Annotated in this window: 14 protein-coding genes; 9 read left to right on the top strand and 5 right to left on the bottom strand. The window is 65.6% G+C overall.

What is annotated here, in order from left to right:
- Positions 1–23: 23 nt before the first annotated feature.
- On the top strand, positions 24–2,129 hold the full coding sequence (gene fusA / locus ACRVY7_RS06520; protein WP_049698790.1) for an elongation factor G: 2,106 nt from the start codon (positions 24–26) through the stop codon (positions 2,127–2,129).
- Between the two features lie 196 nt (positions 2,130–2,325).
- On the top strand, positions 2,326–3,516 hold the full coding sequence (gene tuf / locus ACRVY7_RS06515; protein ID WP_049698791.1) for an elongation factor Tu: 1,191 nt from the start codon (positions 2,326–2,328) through the stop codon (positions 3,514–3,516).
- A 72-nt stretch (positions 3,517–3,588) separates the two neighbouring features.
- On the opposite strand, the gene ACRVY7_RS06510 is transcribed toward tuf, so the two are convergent.
- From ACRVY7_RS06510 to ACRVY7_RS06495, 4 genes are all read right to left on the bottom strand, one after another.
- Complete coding sequence (locus ACRVY7_RS06510) at positions 3,589–3,918, bottom strand: SCO6045 C-terminal-like domain-containing protein (protein WP_431816460.1); 330 nt, start codon at positions 3,916–3,918, stop codon at positions 3,589–3,591.
- Between the two features lie 80 nt (positions 3,919–3,998).
- Positions 3,999–4,850 carry an MbnB/TglH/ChrH family RiPP precursor modification enzyme gene (locus ACRVY7_RS06505; RefSeq protein ID WP_431816459.1) on the bottom strand — a complete coding sequence of 284 codons (852 nt, stop codon included), beginning with the start codon at positions 4,848–4,850 and terminating at the stop codon, positions 3,999–4,001.
- A 49-nt stretch (positions 4,851–4,899) separates the two neighbouring features.
- Positions 4,900–5,793: a TIGR04222 domain-containing membrane protein gene (locus ACRVY7_RS06500; RefSeq protein ID WP_431816458.1), complete on the bottom strand. Its 894-nt coding sequence runs from the start codon at positions 5,791–5,793 to the stop codon at positions 4,900–4,902.
- 464 nt (positions 5,794–6,257) lie between these two features.
- Positions 6,258–7,136, bottom strand: coding sequence for a CDP-diacylglycerol diphosphatase (locus ACRVY7_RS06495; RefSeq protein WP_431816457.1), 879 nt, complete (start codon positions 7,134–7,136; stop codon positions 6,258–6,260).
- Between the two features lie 398 nt (positions 7,137–7,534).
- Between ACRVY7_RS06495 and ACRVY7_RS06490 the strand changes: the two genes are divergently transcribed.
- Entirely contained in the window at positions 7,535–8,473 is a 939-nt protein-coding gene (locus ACRVY7_RS06490; RefSeq protein WP_431816456.1) for an alpha/beta hydrolase, read from the top strand.
- 335 nt (positions 8,474–8,808) lie between these two features.
- Here the strand turns inward: ACRVY7_RS06490 and ACRVY7_RS06485 are convergent, their stop codons facing one another.
- Complete coding sequence (locus ACRVY7_RS06485; protein WP_064862761.1) at positions 8,809–9,114, bottom strand: LuxR C-terminal-related transcriptional regulator; 306 nt, start codon at positions 9,112–9,114, stop codon at positions 8,809–8,811.
- Positions 9,115–9,304: 190 nt separating this feature from the next.
- Between ACRVY7_RS06485 and ACRVY7_RS06480 the strand changes: the two genes are divergently transcribed.
- The 6 genes from ACRVY7_RS06480 (at position 9,305) to ACRVY7_RS06455 (ending at position 17,879) form a co-directional block, all read left to right on the top strand.
- The gene (locus ACRVY7_RS06480) at positions 9,305–13,090 is read left to right on the top strand and encodes an nSTAND1 domain-containing NTPase (protein WP_431816455.1); all 3,786 of its coding nucleotides are present in this window, start codon (positions 9,305–9,307) and stop codon (positions 13,088–13,090) included.
- Positions 13,091–13,139: 49 nt separating this feature from the next.
- Positions 13,140–13,943 (top strand): alpha/beta fold hydrolase, encoded by an 804-nt coding sequence (locus ACRVY7_RS06475; RefSeq protein WP_431816454.1) that lies wholly within the window; start codon positions 13,140–13,142, stop codon positions 13,941–13,943.
- A 26-nt stretch (positions 13,944–13,969) separates the two neighbouring features.
- Positions 13,970–14,998 carry an o-succinylbenzoate synthase gene (locus tag ACRVY7_RS06470; protein WP_431816453.1) on the top strand — a complete coding sequence of 343 codons (1,029 nt, stop codon included), beginning with the start codon at positions 13,970–13,972 and terminating at the stop codon, positions 14,996–14,998.
- 130 nt (positions 14,999–15,128) lie between these two features.
- Entirely contained in the window at positions 15,129–16,463 is a 1,335-nt protein-coding gene (locus ACRVY7_RS06465) for a cytochrome P450 (protein ID WP_431816452.1), read from the top strand.
- Positions 16,460–17,128, top strand: coding sequence for a TetR/AcrR family transcriptional regulator (locus ACRVY7_RS06460; protein WP_431816451.1), 669 nt, complete (start codon positions 16,460–16,462; stop codon positions 17,126–17,128). The genes ACRVY7_RS06465 and ACRVY7_RS06460 overlap by 4 nt, the downstream gene beginning before the upstream one ends.
- 118 nt (positions 17,129–17,246) lie before the next feature.
- The gene (locus ACRVY7_RS06455) at positions 17,247–17,879 is read left to right on the top strand and encodes an Rv1363c family protein (RefSeq protein ID WP_431816450.1); all 633 of its coding nucleotides are present in this window, start codon (positions 17,247–17,249) and stop codon (positions 17,877–17,879) included.
- Positions 17,880–17,900 lie beyond the last annotated feature (21 nt).

Raw genomic sequence — 17,900 nt, 5'->3', positions numbered from 1 at the left:
CAAGATTTCCCGAAGGGAACGGAATGGCACAGGAAGTGCTCAGCGACCTGAAAAAGGTTCGCAACATCGGCATCATGGCCCACATCGATGCCGGCAAGACCACCGCGACCGAGCGAATCCTCTTCTACACCGGTGTCAACTACAAGATCGGTGAAACCCACGACGGTGCTTCGACCACCGACTGGATGGAGCAGGAGAAGGAGCGGGGGATCACCATCACCTCCGCCGCCGTGACGTGCTTCTGGAACGGCAACCAGATCAACATCATCGACACCCCCGGCCACGTCGACTTCACCGTCGAGGTCGAGCGCAGCCTGCGCGTGCTCGACGGTGCCGTTGCCGTCTTCGACGGCAAGGAAGGCGTTGAGCCGCAGTCCGAGCAGGTCTGGCGGCAGGCCGAGAAGTACGACGTCCCGCGTATCTGCTTCGTCAACAAGATGGACAAGCTGGGCGCCGACTTCTTCTTCACCGTGCGCACCATCGAGGAGCGCCTCGGCGCGAAGCCGCTGGTTCTTCAGCTTCCGATCGGCGCCGAGGACAACTTCGACGGCGTCGTCGACCTGATCGAGCAGAAGGCGATCACCTGGCGCGGCACCGTCGAGATCGGTGCAGAGCCGACCATCGAGGAGATCCCCGCTGATCTCGTCGACCAGGCTGCGGAGTACCGCGAGAAGCTGCTCGAGATCGTCGCCGAGAGCGACGAGGCTCTGCTCGAGAAGTACTTCGGTGGTGAGGAGCTCTCGGTCGAGGAGATCAAGGGCGCCATCCGCAAGCTGACGATCGCGCGTGAGTACTACCCGGTCATCTGCGGCTCGGCCTTCAAGAACAAGGGCGTTCAGCCGATGCTCGACGCGATCATCGACTACCTGCCGTCCCCGCTGGACGTGCCGAGCGTCGAGGGTCACGCCGTTGGCAACGAGGAGGAGATCCTCTCTCGTAAGCCCAGCGCAGATGAGCCGTTCTCCGCACTGGCGTTCAAGATCGCCGCGCATCCGTTCTTCGGCAAGCTGACCTTCGTTCGTGTGTACTCCGGCCACATCACGGCGGGCACCCAGGTGCTCAACGCGACCAAGGGCAAGAAGGAGCGCATCGGCAAGCTCTTCCAGATGCATGCCAACAAGGAAATGCCGGTCGAGGACGCCACCGCGGGCCACATCTACGCGATGATCGGTCTCAAGGACACCACCACCGGCGACACCCTGTGCGACCCGAGCGCGCCCATCGTCCTCGAGTCGATGAGCTTCCCGGACCCGGTCATCAACGTCTCGATCGAGCCGAAGACCAAGTCCGACCAGGAGAAGCTCGGTACCGCGATCCAGAAGCTCGCCGAAGAGGACCCGACGTTCTCCGTGCAGCTCGACGACGAGACCGGCCAGACCGTCATCGGCGGTATGGGTGAGCTCCACCTCGACATCCTCGTCGACCGCATGAAGCGCGAGTTCAAGGTCGAGGCCAACGTGGGTAAGCCCCAGGTTGCCTACCGCGAGACGATCCGCAAGGCCGTCGACAAGCACGAGTACACGCACAAGAAGCAGACCGGCGGTTCGGGCCAGTTCGCGAAGGTCATCATCAAGCTCGAGCCCCTCGTGGATGCCGAGGATGGTGCGACCTACGAGTTCGTGAACGCCGTCACCGGTGGTCGCGTCCCGCGCGAGTACATTCCGTCGGTCGACGCCGGCGCGCAGGATGCCATGCAGTACGGTGTCCTCGCCGGCTACCCGCTGGTCAACTTGAAGGTCACGCTGCTCGACGGTCAGTACCACGACGTCGACTCGTCGGAAATGGCCTTCAAGATCGCCGGTTCGCAGGCCCTCAAGGAAGCTGCGAAGATGGCGAGCCCGGTCATCCTGGAGCCGATCATGGCCGTCGAGGTCACGACTCCTGAGGATTACATGGGCGACGTGATCGGCGACCTGAACTCCCGCCGTGGCCAGATCCAGGCCATGGAGGAGCGCAGTGGTGCACGTGTCGTCAAGGCACAGGTGCCGCTGTCGGAGATGTTCGGCTACATCGGCGACCTCCGGTCGCGGACCCAGGGCCGAGCTAACTACTCCATGGTGTTCGACTCGTACGCCGAGGTTCCGGCGAACGTGTCGAAGGAGATCATCGCCAAGGCCACCGGCGAGTAATTCGCCGGCCGGTCTCCGGCTTTGACCGCGCGCCAACGGCGCACGCGTCGTGCGGGCACGCAGTGTGTTCCGCGCGGGCACGCAATGTGACCCGTGCGAGCACGCAATACGGGTGTTCGTACGACGCGGACAACGTAAGAGAAAACCCCTGCTGGGATCCGCCCAGTAGAGCAACACAGTCCAGGAGGACAAACAAGTGGCGAAGGCGAAGTTCGAGCGGACCAAGCCGCACGTGAACATCGGCACCATCGGTCACGTCGACCACGGCAAGACCACCCTGACCGCGGCCATCACCAAGGTCCTGCACGACAAGTATCCGGAGCTCAACAAGGCATCTGCCTTCGACGAGATCGATAAGGCTCCGGAGGAGAAGGCTCGTGGTATCACGATCAACATCTCCCACGTCGAGTACGAGACCGAGAAGCGCCACTACGCGCACGTTGATGCCCCGGGTCACGCCGACTACATCAAGAACATGATCACCGGTGCTGCTCAGATGGACGGCGCGATCCTCGTGGTCGCCGCCACTGACGGCCCGATGCCGCAGACCCGCGAGCACGTGCTGCTGGCCCGCCAGGTCGGTGTTCCTTACATCCTGGTCGCCCTGAACAAGGCCGACATGGTCGACGACGAAGAGATCATCGAGCTCGTCGAGATGGAGGTCCGCGAACTGCTGGCCGCCCAGGACTTCGACGAGGACGCTCCGGTCGTCAAGGTGTCGGCACTCAAGGCTCTCGAGGGCGACGCCGAGTGGGTCAAGTCCGTCGAGGACCTGATGGACGCTGTCGACGAGTCGATCCCGGATCCGGTTCGCGAGACCGACAAGCCGTTCCTGATGCCCGTCGAGGACGTCTTCACGATCACCGGCCGCGGCACCGTGGTCACCGGTCGTGTGGAGCGCGGCGAGGTCAACGTGAACGAGGAAGTCGAGATCGTCGGCATCCGCGAGAAGTCGACCAAGACCACGGTCACCGGTATCGAGATGTTCCACAAGCTGCTCGATTCGGCTCAGGCAGGCGACAACGCCGGTCTGCTGCTCCGCGGCCTCAAGCGTGAGGACGTCGAGCGTGGCCAGGTCATCGTGAAGCCGGGCACCACGACCCCGCACACCGAGTTCGAGGGCCAGGCATACATCCTGTCCAAGGACGAGGGCGGCCGTCACACCCCGTTCTTCAACAACTACCGTCCGCAGTTCTACTTCCGTACCACGGACGTGACCGGCGTCGTTACCCTCCCCGAGGGCACCGAAATGGTCATGCCGGGCGACAACACCGAGATGAGCGTCAAGCTCATCCAGCCTGTCGCCATGGACGAGGGCCTGCGCTTCGCCATCCGCGAGGGTGGCCGCACCGTTGGTGCGGGTCGAGTCACCAAGATCATCAAGTGATTTCGTTTCACCGATGATCTGACTCACTGAGTCAACGAAAGGCGCCCGGTCACGAAAGTGGCCGGGCGCCTTTCATTTTCCTCGGCCCCGCCAGAGGATTCGACGACGCGCTCGGGGTGGCGACCACAGCCCGGTGTCGGTCAGGTGTGCGATGAAACCGGTTGCATCGCGCGAGGATCCGGCCGGCGCCCGCCCGCGTGCCCAGGCGACGAAAGCGTCGTCGAACTGTGTCCCGAGATGTGCACGAGCCTGCGGGAGCCGCCGTGCGACTTCGCCACATCGCTTGCGCAGCAACGCATTTTCCGCTGCCTTCAGACGATCGACGTCGAATCCCGGCGGAGGCGAGCCGCCCGAGACGAGCGCGGTCACCAGAGCGCTCTGGCGTTCGGCGAGCGTCGGCATACCGTCTGGGTGCGATTCGACTGGGTGTGATCCGTCCAAGTGTGATCCGACGGGGTGCGATTCGATGGCGTCGCGCGCGTTCATGACGCGTTCTCCCAGGGGCGATTCCACATCGGCCGGCCGACGCCCGCGGCGTCGGCGATGGCGTTCAACTCGTCGACGAGTTCGGTTGCCGGCGGATAGTGCCCGTCGCGCTCGAGTAGGAACGCACCGGTACGACCTGTTGCCGCGAGTTGCGTGACCAAGGCGAGCACGTCGTCTGGCACCGGGGCCCTGTGGGTGTCGTGGTAGAGCCGCCCATCGGGCTCGCCGCCTGCCACATGGCAGTACGCGACCCGATCGAGGGGGAGTCTTGCGAGGTCCGAGGCCGGATCGGAACCCCGATTGACAGCGCACGCATAGACATTCGCGACGTCGATGAGGAGGTACACGCCGGTGCGCTCGACGAGTTCGGCGAGGAACTCGCCGTCGGTGTACTCGTCGTCGGGCCACTCGAACAGCGACGCGATGTTCTCCACCGCAAGTGGCACGGGTAGGCAGTCCTGGGTGCGTCGAATATTGTCGGTCAGCGTATCGAGGGCCTCGCGACTACGTGGGACCGGGAGGAGGTGTCCCGCCTCGACGCCGCCCGCTCGGACGAAGGCGATGTGTTCGCTGACCAATGGTGCGTTGAGAGTCTCGGCGCAGTGAGCCAGTACTGAGATCCGCTGTGCGGTAACGGGTTCTGCGCCGCCGAGTGAGAGTCCCACTCCGTGCGGGATGATCGGGACTTCCAGCGCCACGAGGTCGGGAAGCCAGGAGCGGGGATCGTCGAGTGCGGGTACCGATTCCGCGATGACCTCGCAGAATCCGAGACCTGAGAGTTGTGCGACGATTCCGGAGATCTCCGGACGCCACCCGATGCCGATTCCGGCAGGCAATTCAAGTGTCATGAGACTGCTCCTTTTCGTGTCGTGATCCGGGTAGGTGGGTGGGACTTGCTCACCCACCGCAGCCTCCGCCACCGCCCCCGCAGCTACTCGACGAACCGCAACTGCTCGACGTACTGCAGCTACTCGTCGAATCGAAACCGCCTCCGAAATAGCCGCCCGTGCCCCACGAGGCTGCGATGTGGCCCCTCGACACTGTCGCGTTCGCTGCAAAGAGGGGGTCGATGAGCTCGACGATGCGAATTCCGAAGAGCGCGACGCCGATCGCTGCGGCCGTCGGACCATACGTGCGTACGGCCGGCCGCAGTTCAGGTCGAAGGTGTCGGTTCCTCGATCTCGCGGCGTCCAGCGCTTTGTCGCCACGGATCGTGCGTCGTTGCTGGAGCCCTGACACGAACATCAGGGACATCATGTCGACGACGAGGACGGCGACCAGCAGGCCGGTCGGCTTTGCGTTACTCAGCCCTGCGAACATCCTGATCACGCCGATGACCATGAAGAGCGCCAACGCAATTCGGACACCTCGGGCCGAGGGATCCGTGAGGTAGCCGCGTACGCGCAGTTCGTTTCGTAGGTCGACGCGGGCAGACCGGGTTGTTCTCGCCACAACTTTGCGCTTTCCCGACTGGTTACGGAGCGGCTCGAGTGTCGTGCGGGACAATTGATCGAGTCGGGATCTCGTGCGTGACGGCGTCGGGTTCGGCTGACCATCGGAGTCAATGTAGCCCTGGGTGAGCAATTGGGTGAGCGCCGCGAGGTAAGCGTTGCGATCGGACACCAGCATGCCGATCTCGGTGGGTGTCAGTCGGTCGATCGGATCGTCGAGGCGGATGCGTCGTGCGCGGTAGATGTCGCAGAGCGCCCAGACCAAGCATGCGACGGAGGCTGTGGCGAAAATGGTGAGGAAGACCGGGCCGGAGATTCCCCAGGTGTTGTGACTGTGCATGTGTTCCACCACCTTTCGTGAAGGGTCGACCATGTGTCGCCAGCGGAGCGGTAACGCGCCATCGCGCACATCCTCGGCGCTGGCAGGTCGATATGTGGGGTGCCCGACGGGCCCCGTGGCGGGGTCGGGCAGATGGGAGTGCGGCGTACCGGGCGTGGCCATCAGCCGTGTCGGGAGTTGTTGCCGCGCTGGATGACCCGTGGACCAGGAAAGGTCAGACAGGAAATGTCAGAACTGGGTCACATGGAAGTGATCGTGTACGTCATCTGTTGTCTCGGTGTCGTTGTTCATGACCACCTCCTTCTTCTTCGTATCGAAGAGCTGCGTGGCGTGGAATATTCACCGCGCCAGGTCATCTCAGTATCGGGGTGGCGTCGCAAATCGCCACTTCTCGGCGCACTTCGTCACCGATTCGTGACCGTCGACCAACTGTTTCGACGACACGCTGTCGAGCGCGTGAACGACTACACGCCCCACCCGTAGACGTAATCGGCGAGTCCGGTTCCGTGGGCTGGTGAGACGCCCGGAAGATTCGGTGTGCTGTTGAGGACGTAGTACGTGTTGGGCGTGCCGGCGTCGATGACGGCGATCGACTGCGTGTACATCGCCTCGCCCTTGGGGAGTTGCTTGTGCAGGACTCGGAACAGATTCGGCAGCGAGCCCGTGTACTTCACGACGCGGAACTGCGCGCTCGTCTTCGTCTTATGCGGATCATTCACCGGGAGGTTCACGTTGGTCGTGGTCCACCTATCGAGGTTCCGCTGTGGGTTCTTGATCGCCTTGAGCGCCGACACGGTCGCGGGATTGGCCACCGCGAGATGGATGTGAAGCTGATCCTTGCCACGCGCCTCCGCTGAATTCACCCCAATGGCAAGGGGTTTCGCGGGTACCTTGGCGACCCACTTCTGGGCCTCCGCCCACGCGGAGTACCAGAGGTTCAACTGCGAACCGTCCCACAGATACGAGCATTCGATGCCCTTGATGCGATTGGTCGGAACCAGCAGGTAGTCGTCGCCGTGCCCGGGATGATCGCCGCCGAGGCGTATCGCATAACGCTTGGGGTGCTTTTTGTCGGGTTGGTACTTCGCCGCGGGCGTGACGACGTCGAGGTTGCCGGGCTTGAACGGCTTGACGCCCGTCTCACCCTTCACATCGTCCCAGAGCGTGAATCGGGGGTCCGTCTTTCCGGAGTCCGAGTCGAGTCCGCATCCTGCCGGTGGCGGCGCGACCTTGGGTGCGGCGGTGGCGATGCCCCCTCCGAATGCCGTGCTGATGGCGATCGCCGCACCGATGGCGAGTATGGCGAGTCGTCGACTCCCGCTCGTTCGTGGTCGTGGCGTCATCCGAAGCGACGTTCCCGCAATCGAGACTTCATGTCTGGCCTCTCGCCAATTCAGGTCGCCTACTGCGCCGGTTCAGGTGGCCTACGGCGCCGAGCGCGGCGGCTCGTGCGGGAATCATCGTTCCACGTTCAGGCACGGTCCAGCGGTGGAAAAGGGCGAATCCGTGTCCTGCGTTCGGCGGACATCAGCGGTGTTCCGGCGTTGTCGACTCGACTGCAGAGGTGTCACCAAAACTAACCAAGCGAGTAACTCTAATTAACACAAGTCACATCCGCCACTTTGGTAACTGACCGGTCTCAATGTCGGAGACCTGTGGTCACGACGCCCGATTGGCCTGGCCCGGGTGTGGGTGGTCGCAATACGGTTCACCGGTGCGTAGGAGATCGTGGTGGTCCGTCATGTCCGTGCGACGTGTGATCGTTCTGGTGGTGCTCGTGGCGACGGCACTGTGTGTCGGACTGGTCAATGCTGGATCGGCTAATGCCGCATCCTTCGGACGGTTCTATGTCGGCGGCTGCGGGATGCCTGCCACCCCCGTTGACATGTGGACGCGTGCGGGCAATTACAAGACGGTCATCGCGCTCGACGGACTGCGCGCCACGAGCGATATGAGTGGATGGCGCCACGAGACGCACATCCAGCGCATGGCGGATTCGGGAGTGAATGTCATCCAGCCGGTCGGCGGCCTCGCGAGCTTCTACTCCGACTGGGAGGCCAAGAGCCCGGGAAGCAAGATCGCCTACCGGTACCGCTGGACGTGCCGCCTCGACAGCATCATCCGCGCACTCGACGCACGCGGTCTCGCGGTGGGTCCGAAGCAGAAGTACGCCATGATGGGGATCTCGATGGGCGGCAACGCCGCGATGATCTACGGCGCCTACCACCGCAACCGCATCTCCGACATCTTCTCGATGTCGGGCTACCTCAACCTCTCCGCGCCGACCATGCGCGAGGCGATTCGCGTCGCGCTCATCGACGCCGGTGTCGAGGCGGGCGTCGGACCGCTGAGCGCGGACGCAATGTGGGGTCCGCCGTGGAATCCGCGTTGGGAGCGCAACGACCCTCTCGTCCAGCTACCCAGAATGCGAGGGATGAAGATCCGCATCGCCTCGGGTTCGGCAACGTGGGGGCGCCACAACACCGATGCGGTGTCGTCGATCAAGGGAACCCCGCTAGAGGTAGCGGCGCTGGCGCAGACGCGCGCCTTCGAGGTCGCCGCTGCCCTACAGAAGATCCCCGTCACAACCGACTTCCCGAGTACCGGCACCCATACGTGGGCGTACTGGGAAGACATGGTCTGGCGGGCCAAGAACAGCAGGTGGTTCCACGACAGGTGACCGATGCTTCCGCGCGTTTTCAGGGGATGCGACGCGCGGATCGGTCAGAGTCTCGTGGACGTCCTGTGCGACGCCGATGTCACGCCCGTGACCGAGGATGGGGAGCGGTTGCCCGTCACACCAACGCGGCCGCGGGCGTGACATCGACGATCTGCGATGTGGACGTTCGGCAATGTGGACGATCCGCAAAGTGCACGATCGGCAAAGTGGACGATCGGCAAAGTGGACGATCCGTCATACCGACAATCCGCAACACAGACGATCGGCAACACCGACGATCCGTCATACCGACAATCCGTCATACCGGCAATCGGCGACCGACACCGAAGCCGGCGTCACCAATCGGCGAGGTCGACGTAGCCGTCCTGGATGGCCCGGACGAACAGCGCGGCCTTCGACGGGGCGGGCCTGCCGACGGCGGTGTACTTCGCCCGGATTCGGGAGATGTGGGTGTTGACGGTCGTCGCACCCAGATACAGCCGTCGAGCGGCCTCCTCTTTGGACTCCGAGTGCAGCCACGCCACGAGCACCTCGACCTCGCGCGCGGACAGGCGCGCGCGCAACGGCATCGGGGCGGCAGCATCGGCATCGATCTGACGGAGAGGTACTGGTCGATTCTGGACTGACGGTGTCTTGTGCATGGACTCCCTGCGTTCACGCCGAGTGCGAATGGGCGCCGTGAGGTCGACGGTGATTGTGCGACCAAGGTGTCGTCTCAACGGTTGAATTATCTTCACCGCACTGCTTCCGACGCGGTGTCTGTGGCGCGTCCGTACGCCAAGTCGATACGACTGTCGATACGCTGACCTGCACAAAAGCGCAGGAGGTTTGATGAGGCCGGAGTCGGTGACGACGCGCGACGAACTCGGTCGCGCACTCACGGAACTGCGTGTGCGTGCGGGTCTGAGTGTGCGTGATGTCGCGGCCGACGCCGACGCATTACTGGGGACCGTCGCCGGTTGGTTCGCGGGGCAGCACGCCCCGACCCGTGCGAGCCGGCAGATGTTCGAGAGGGTTCTCGGCGTCTGCGGTGTCACGGACCCCGACGATGTTGCCGCCTGGTGGGAGGCCGTCGAGCGCAGCGCGCGGAGGACCGGCCGTCGACGCACACGGCCCGACTCCCCGTACCGCGGATTCGCGACGTTCGACGCTGCCGACGATCGCTACTTCTTCGGGCGCGACGTCCTCGTGGCCAGACTCGTCGATCTCATCGTCGCGACGCGCAGCGCCGATCGCGAAGCCAGCGATATGGCGCGCGGTGTGATGGTTGTCGGAATGTCGGGTGTCGGAAAGTCGTCGCTCGTCCGTGCGGGTCTGCTTGCACAGGTCGTCCACGAGGGGCCGCTCGCCGGTTGGCGGTGCACGGTGATGACGCCGGGCGACGACGCGTTGGCGGCCCTCGACGCCGCGATGGACGAGCTGGCCGCGCACGATCACACCGACCGGCCCGCGCTGCTCGTGATCGACCAGTTCGAGGAGATGTGGACGCAGAACTCCGACGACGTGCGCAAGCAGGCGATCACGCGCATTCTCGACGCCGCGCAGTTGCCTGGCTCCGACATCGTCCCCGTCGGGGTGTTGCGTGCCGATTTCTACGGACGCGTCGTGCCGTGGGTGCCCAAGACGCTGGAGAACTCGCAGTTGGTGGTTCCGCCGATGCAGCGTGAGCAGTTGCGCGAGGTCATCGTCGGACCAGCGCGCGTCGCCGACGTCGAGGTCGAGCCCGACCTCGTCGACATGCTCCTCGACGACGCCGTACCCGCGGCGGGGTCGACGGCAGCCGGTGATCTGCCCCTGCTCTCCTACGCGCTGCTCGCGACCTGGGACCAATCCGACGGTCGGCGGATGACGGTGCGCGACTACCTCGCGACCGGGCGCATCGGTGGCGCGGTTGAGCAGGCGGCGGAGAAGGTATACGGAGAGCTGTCCGCGGACGAGCAACAGATCGCGCGACGCATGCTGCTCGCGATGGTCAACGTCGACGAGGACGGGGTGACCCGACGTCGGGTTCCGCTCGACGAACTGACCGCGGACGGGGATTCGCCCGCCGCGCACGTGCTGGAGAACTATGCGGCGTCTCGCCTCGTGACGGTGTCGTCGTCGCATGCGCAGGTCACCCACGAGGCGTTGCTGACCGCGTGGCCGCGGTTGCGCGAGTGGATCGACGACGACCGGGAACAACTCCTGTTGCGTCGGAGATTGCGTGCGTACTCCGAACCGTGGGACGCCGACGGCAGGCCGGACGACATGCTGATCGGTGGGCCGCGATTGGAGGTCTTCGATCATCTGGCGCAGGAGTCCGACGGCGATCCGATCGACCCGGTCAGCAGCGAGTTTCTGGCCGCCGCGACTGCTCGACGGTCCGCAGAGGCAGACCGCGAGAGGCGTCGATCCTCTCAGTTGCGGCGCGTGGCACTGTTTGCCGCGGTGTTCGGGGTCGTCGCGGTGATCGGTGCCGTCGCCGCCGTGGCAGCGGGTGTGAATGCGGTCCATCAGCGTGAGGCTGCCGAGAATGCGAGAAACGAGGCACTGAGCCGCCAGTTGTCGGTGCAGTCGGCAGAACTCGGCGAGCGCGATCCGTTCATGGCGGCGCAACTGGCGATGATCGCCTACGAGGCATCACCGACGCTGGAGGCACGATCGCGACTGATCGATGCGACGGGCCGCGGCGTGCCGACCCGATATCTCGGTGACCCGGGCTCGGTACTGATGTCGCGCGTCGGCCCACTGATCGCGGCCGCGGGCGCGGGCGGTCAGGTCCGCCTCTTCAGAGTCGACGACGACGGGGTGCAGTCGAAGGTCGCCGAGTTCCGTGCGCCCGGCGGTGGCGGGCGGTTGGCAGGTGTCGCACTGATGCCCGACGCCCGCACGCTGCTACTCGGCGGACGCGGAACGATCACCGCCTGGGACATCGCCGATCCCGCACATCCGGTGCGGCGCTACGACTTTCCCGACGTCGGTGGAGACATCAACCGACTCACCGTCAGTCCGGACGGCCGTTTTGTCGTCGCGTCGGTTCCGGACAGGGGCGTCGAGGCGTGGGTGGCCCAGGGGCAGACGTGGCGGTCGCTTCCGTTGCCCCCGAAGGTCGCGGGAGTCGCGGGGGCGGCAGCGTTCAGTGCGGACGGGAAGTCGCTCGCCACAAGCAGCGCGAATCGTCGGGTTGATCTCTGGCGGGTCGACGGTGACGCGCTCGTTCCGACGGGCGAGATCCCACTCGACGAATGGCGTGACAACGAACTCGCGCAGGGACTCGTCTACACCCGCGACGGGACGCGACTCCTCGCGGGGCTGCGGAGTCGGGTGATCCAGGAGTTCGACGTCGCGAATCCCGCAGCACCACGCTCGGTCGCGCGTTTCGGCGGCTTCAACAGCTACGTCAATGCGGTGGCGCTGGACGGTGACGATACGAAAGTCGTTGGCGCGGGTGCCGACAACACGATTCGGGTGTTCGACCGCACCAATCCGGCTGCGGCACCTCGAGTGTTGACCGGGTCGTCGAACTCGGTGTCAGTGGTCTTCGCGGGCGATCACATCGTCTCGTCTAGCGAGGACGGGCGGGTCCAGGACTGGCCTCCGGTCCTCGGCATGACGTCGGTCGGTTCCAACAGCGTCTACCAGATACCGGCGAACCGCGACGCGACGACGATCGTCGCGGCGGACACGGGCACCGACGGTCGGATCACGCAGTGGCGTGTCGAGCCATCCGCGATCGTGCGCGGCGGGCCAGACCTGATCCCCGCCGAGGGACTCGTGTACTCGGGAGCGGTGGTGATGTCTCCGTCGGGTCGCGTGGTCACCACCGGAACGGTCACCGGGACAGTACAGTTCGCCGACTACTCCGACCCCCGGCAGCCACGCGTCGTCGGCAGTGTCGCAGCACAACCGACGCTCAACGAGACCGTCGACTACAGCGAGAAGTCGGGCCTGGCGATCACTGGCGCCACCGACGGCAACAGTCTGACGGTCATCGACGCCACGACGTTGTCGGCGCCGCGTGTCGTCGCCAGGTTCGATGCCGGAGGCGGGATCGCGTGGGCGTCTTTGAGTCCCGACGGGCGTACGGCTGCCGTGGCAACGGTCACCGGGCCGGTGCGACTCATCGATCTCTCCAATCCCGCTGCGCCGCAGGCATATCCCGATCCGATCAGGTTCAAGGCCTCGGCGCTCTCGGTACGCTTCGACGCCGCGGGCACCTCGATCGTCGCGACGTCGGAGGAGCGCAACGTCGAGGTGGCCGACATCTCCGACAAACGCCATCCGCGCAGGACGATCGAGCTTTCCGGACCTGCGGGACAGCTCTACAGTGCCGGATTCTCCGCGGACGGCAAGCGGGTGATCGCGGGCGGAAGCAACTCGGAGGTGTGGGTGTGGAACCTCGCCGACGGTCAGGCCGATGTGGTGCTGCGGTCGTATCCCGGACGCGTGTACGACGTCCGCTTCCTCCCCGGTGACCGCATCGTCGCGGCAGGGCAGGGAGGCTTCATGGAGACCTGGACGCTGGGCCCGGCGCAGATCATCGACGAACAGTGCGCTCACGGCGCCGACCCGATCACGCCGGAGGAGTGGCGGACCTATATCCGCGGGCTCGACTACACCTCGCCGTGTAGGCGGTGACCGGCCGCCCGCAGGTCTGTGGCACGCCTCGTGACTACTCTTGGTAGACGTGCGTACTTTCCGACGGCCCCGCATCGACACCGATACGACGTCCGGAGCTACCACGTCCGGACACACGACATCCGGAGCGCAATCGCTCGCCGTCGAGGTGTCGGGGTCACTCGACGACGGCGTGCCGGTGGTCCTGGTGCATGGCATGGCCTCCGACCACACCACCTGGCGGACGTTCGCCAAGTCACTACGACGCCGCGGCCGCGCTGTGGTGTCGATGGATCTGCGCGGGCACGGCGTGAGCAGTCGCGAGCAGGCATACGGGCTCAATGACTTTCGGTCCGACGTCGCGTTCGTCCTCGACGAACTCGGCCTCGACACCGTCGACCTCGGCGGGCACTCCCTCGGTGCGCACACCGCGCTGCGTGTCGCGATGGACCAACCCGAGCGAGTCCGACGCCTCGTGCTCGAAGAGGTCCCGCCGATGCCCCGCGACGACGCCGACCTCGCCGAGGAGATCGCGGTCGACGCGACACTGGGCGAACGCATACGCGGCCTGGGGCAGTTGCTCGCCGATCCGCGGCCGTTCCTGCGGTACGACCGGTCGGTCACCGACCAGGTCAATGCCGAGTTCGCGGTCGCCGCGCCGCAGTGGTGGGCCGCACTCGACGACGTGAGTGCGCGCACGCTGGTGATCTCCGGTGGCGAACGGAGTTTCCTTCCGCCACGGCATCTTCGGTCGCTGAGCGAGCGAATTCCCGACGGCTCGTTCGAGATCATCGACGCGGGTCACTCGGTTCACCGCGATCAGAGCTCGCGGTTCGTGAGTCTGGCAGGCGACTTCCTCTCGGCGGAAACATGAACGGCAGGGACATGGACGGCGGGGACATGACGGCCACAGATGCCGCCACGAGCGGGCCGCGGCTGCCCCCGGTCGACGAGATCCTCGAGACCGCACGGGTTGTCGCGTTGCCGATGCGGACACGGTTCCGAGGTATCACCCGCCGCGAGGCGCTGATCTTTCGTGGACCGGCGGGATGGGGCGAGTTCGGCCCGTTCGTCGAGTACGACGACGAGGAGTCGGCGGCATGGCTTGCGGCCGGTATCGAGGCCGCCTACCTCGGGCCTCCTGCAGCACAACGGGATTCCGTCCCGCTGAACGCGACGGTGCCTGCCGTCGCGGCCGATCAGGTTGCCGACATCCTGGCGCGCTATCCGGGAGCGACGACGGCCAAGGTCAAGGTGGCCGAGCCCGGGCAGTCGCTGTCCGACGATGTCGACCGTGTGGCTGCTGCGCGTGCGGTGATACCCCGGGTCCGGATCGACGCCAACGGTAAGTGGACTGTGGCGCAAGCGATCTCGTCGATCCGCGCGATCGGCGACGTCGAGTATGCGGAGCAGCCGTGCGCAACCGTCGACGAGTTGGCCCAGGTGCGTCGGGCGGTCGACGTACCGATCGCCGCCGACGAGTCGATCCGTAAGGCCTCCGACCCGATGCGTGTTGTCGCCGCGGACGCGGCCGACGTCGCGGTGCTCAAGGTGGCACCCCTCGGCGGCATGCGTGCCGTACTGCGGTTGGCCGACGAGATCGGACTGCCCGTCGTGGTGTCGAGCGCACTCGACACCGCGGTGGGGATGGCCGCGGGAGTGGCCGCCGCGGCGGCGCTCGACCGACTCGACCTCGCGTGCGGACTCGGCACCGGCTCGTTGTTCACCGTCGACGTGGCCGAGCCGTTCCTGCCGGAACATGGCGTCGTCGCCCCGCGGTGGTTCGGCCCCGACGTCGAACTCTTATCCGGCGGAGACACGAACGCCGCCGCCGATCCCGAGCGGGTCGCGTGGTGGCACGACCGTCTGCGCCGGTGCCACGACGTGCTGCGTCGACGCGGAGTCGACGCAGACTTCGCGAAACCGTAGAGACATTTGCGCCGATCTGTTCCAATGAGGTGAGAGCTGGATCACATCGGCTGCGGGTTTTCCGTGTAAGTGCGGGTCGGTTGTATTGCTGGTCCACCTGCTCTGATCCACCTGGACGGAAGGCTGCGACATGACGATCATCGCTCCGGCGCCTGCGGGAAGTGGACTGCGTGCGGTGCCGTGTGCCGACCGCAACGGAATGCTCGAGGTGCTGTCGATGCGCCGTGACCCGTTCGGCTACTCGGCTGCGCGTCGCGCGACATACGGTCCGATCTACGGGATCAACGCACTCGGGCTGAGAGTGGTGGTCGCATCCGGAGCCGACGCCGCCGACGAGATCCTGCGCAACCGCGACCGCGCCTTCGCCAACGGACCCGCATGGAGTTACTTCATCGGCCCGTTCTTCAATCGCGGTCTGATGCTGCTCGACTTCGACGAGCACCGCCACCACCGGCTGCTCATGCAGCAGGTCTTCTCCAACACGGCACTCAAGGGTTACATGCAGGAGATGTCGCCCATGATCAGCGATCGCATGCAGCGGTTCCCCACGGGAAAAGTGCTGTTGGCCAACGAGTTCAAAGCACTGACGCTCGACGTCGCGCTCGAGGTGTTCCTCGGCGTCGAACTGCCTCGCGACGAGGCCGATCGCCTCAACAAGGCGTTCATCGAGACGGTGCGCGCGGGAGTCGCGCTGGTGCGTAAACCCGTTCCCGGGGGTCGCTGGTGGAAGGGCCTGCGATCGCGTCGAGTTCTCGAAGAATTCTTCTCGTCCGCGATCGCCGACAAACGGGTGCGGGAGACACCCGACCTGTTCTCGGTGCTGTGCCACGCCGAAACCGAAGAGGGGCAACGCTTCACCGACGACGACGTGGTCAACCACATGATCTTTGTGCTGATGGCCGCACACGACACCTCGACGATCACCATGACCCAGATGGCGTACCACCTGGCCCGCCACCCCGAGTGGCAACAGCGTGCACGCGACGAATCCGACGAGCTGCCAAGCGAACTCGGTTATGACGATCTCGGCTCGATGACCACCCTCGACCTCGTGATGAAGGAATCGTTGCGGCTGTGTCCGCCGGTGCCGTCCCAGCCGCGCGCGGCCATCGCCGACACCCGCATCGGCGACTTCTTCATCCCTGAGGGCACGATGGTCTCGATCTCGCAACTGACCAATCATCGCGACCCTGAGATCTATTCGGAGCCAGACAGATTCGACCCCGAGCGGTTCGGGCCCGACCGTGCCGAGGACAAACAGCACCGCATGGCGTGGGCGCCCTTCGGTGGCGGTGTGCACAAGTGCATCGGCCTGTACTTCGGACAGATGGAGATCAAGACGATCATGCACCAACTGCTGCGCGGCTACGAGTGGTCGGTGCCCGGCGATTATCGGATGCCGATGGACTACAGCGCATTACCGGTTCCCAAGGACCGGCTGCCCGTTACGTTGTGGCGGCGATGACCGGTCCGCGGGAGGCGGCGTCGAACACTGCCGAGATTCTGGGAGGGACCGCCGGGTCGGGGCAGCCGACCCGCGACCTCCGGCAGCGCAAGCGGCGCAACACCCGCAGTCCCGCGGATCAGGAGGCGGCGATCCTCGTCGCCGCGGCCGACGAGTTCACGGTTGCCGGGATCGCGCAGGCGAACGTCGATGCGGTGGCCGCGCGCGCCGGGGTCAGCAGAAGCACGCTGTATCGCCGGTTCCCGAACAAGGACGCTCTGCTGCACGCGGTCGCGGCCGACCGGTACGAGCGCGGGATGCGCACGCTCGACGCCGCGGTGGCCGGACTCGGACCGTCCGACGCCGTCGTCGAGGCGTTCTATCGGGGCGCCCAGATGATCTCCGACGATCCGCTCCTGAACCGGTTAATTCTCGCCGATCATGGCGTGAAGCGACTGACCGCCGAACTCGGGGCGCTCTTCGTCGAGGTCGCTACGGCGCGTATCGCTGCTGTGCTGCGTGACGCGGGCGCGCAGATGCCCGCCGACGATCTTGCTCAAGCTGTGGAAATTCATGTGCGACTGGTCATCTCGTATCTGGAGATGCCGTCGTCGGACGATTCGCGGCGCGAGCCGAGCAGTGTGCGTCACTTCGCGGCGACGTTCCTCGCTCCGATGATCTGGTGAGAGTGCATTCGCACGCCCTAGGGTGGATGCGACGTTGCATCGGCGGGTTCAGTGGACGAGGAACTGAGCCGGCAGTGCGGCTCTACACACGCAGTACGAGACAGGGAGGGTGTGCGTCATGACGCGGCGCGCGGGTTCGGGTTCGTCGACGGGAGGTGTGTCCGTCGACGGGTCCGTGGTGAGCGATCGGACGCTCCTCGAGAACGAGCGCGGTGCGCGTGCGGAATTGAGCAGCGCGCTCGACGACCTGCTCGACGCCGAGGTCGACGCGGAGCTACGGCCCGGTGTGCGTCGGATCTGGTGGGTGCTCGTCGGGCTGGTGGTGATCGGTGCCGTCGTCGCTGCGGGCGTCGGCGTGGCCGCGTGGGTGCGGGCGGCGCATGCCTACACCGACGAGGACTACCGGCACACCGCCACCGAGGTCGCGTCGCTGTTGTTGTCGGCCGACCCTGCCGACCCCGCCCGCGCACGCCGCATCCTCGACCGCGCCACGGGCGGATTCCACGACGAATTCGCCCAGTCCGCGAGCAGTTACACCGAGTACGTGCGACGCACCGGAACAGTCGGAGATGCGACGGTCGACGCGTCGGGGGTCTCGGCGCGCTCGGGCGACGACGCGACGGTCCTCGTGTCGGCCGCCGTCAGCTATCGCGGTCAGCAGCAGACGCCTGTGCGAGAGTTCCGGTTGACGATGCTGGTCGTGCCCGACGACGGGGCGCTCAAGGTTAGCGCCGTCAAGTACCTGCCATGAGTGCCGGGAACGTGAGTGCTG

This window comes from Gordonia jacobaea (assembly GCF_965344965.1).
Lineage (GTDB): Bacteria > Actinomycetota > Actinomycetes > Mycobacteriales > Mycobacteriaceae > Gordonia > Gordonia jacobaea.
The sequence above is the reverse complement of the archived record's forward strand: the minus strand, read 5'-3'. Positions and strand labels throughout refer to the sequence as shown.

Bases quoted from the DNA above. Each gene is read 5' to 3' on its own strand.
- ACRVY7_RS06505 (WP_431816459.1), bottom strand. From the start codon at position 4,850: ATGACACTTGAATTGCCTGCCGGAATCGGCATCGGGTGGCGTCCGGAG.
- ACRVY7_RS06465 (WP_431816452.1), top strand. From the start codon at position 15,129: ATGACGATCATCGCTCCGGCGCCTGCGGGAAGTGGACTGCGTGCGGTG.
- ACRVY7_RS06490 (WP_431816456.1), top strand. From the start codon at position 7,535: ATGTCCGTGCGACGTGTGATCGTTCTGGTGGTGCTCGTGGCGACGGCA.
- ACRVY7_RS06460 (WP_431816451.1), top strand. From the start codon at position 16,460: ATGACCGGTCCGCGGGAGGCGGCGTCGAACACTGCCGAGATTCTGGGA.
- fusA (WP_049698790.1), top strand. From the start codon at position 24: ATGGCACAGGAAGTGCTCAGCGACCTGAAAAAGGTTCGCAACATCGGC.
- ACRVY7_RS06455 (WP_431816450.1), top strand. From the start codon at position 17,247: ATGACGCGGCGCGCGGGTTCGGGTTCGTCGACGGGAGGTGTGTCCGTC.
- ACRVY7_RS06510 (WP_431816460.1), bottom strand. From the start codon at position 3,918: ATGCCGACGCTCGCCGAACGCCAGAGCGCTCTGGTGACCGCGCTCGTC.
- ACRVY7_RS06495 (WP_431816457.1), bottom strand. From the start codon at position 7,136: ATGACGCCACGACCACGAACGAGCGGGAGTCGACGACTCGCCATACTC.
- ACRVY7_RS06500 (WP_431816458.1), bottom strand. From the start codon at position 5,793: ATGCACAGTCACAACACCTGGGGAATCTCCGGCCCGGTCTTCCTCACC.
- ACRVY7_RS06485 (WP_064862761.1), bottom strand. From the start codon at position 9,114: ATGCACAAGACACCGTCAGTCCAGAATCGACCAGTACCTCTCCGTCAG.
- ACRVY7_RS06470 (WP_431816453.1), top strand. From the start codon at position 13,970: ATGACGGCCACAGATGCCGCCACGAGCGGGCCGCGGCTGCCCCCGGTC.
- ACRVY7_RS06480 (WP_431816455.1), top strand. From the start codon at position 9,305: ATGAGGCCGGAGTCGGTGACGACGCGCGACGAACTCGGTCGCGCACTC.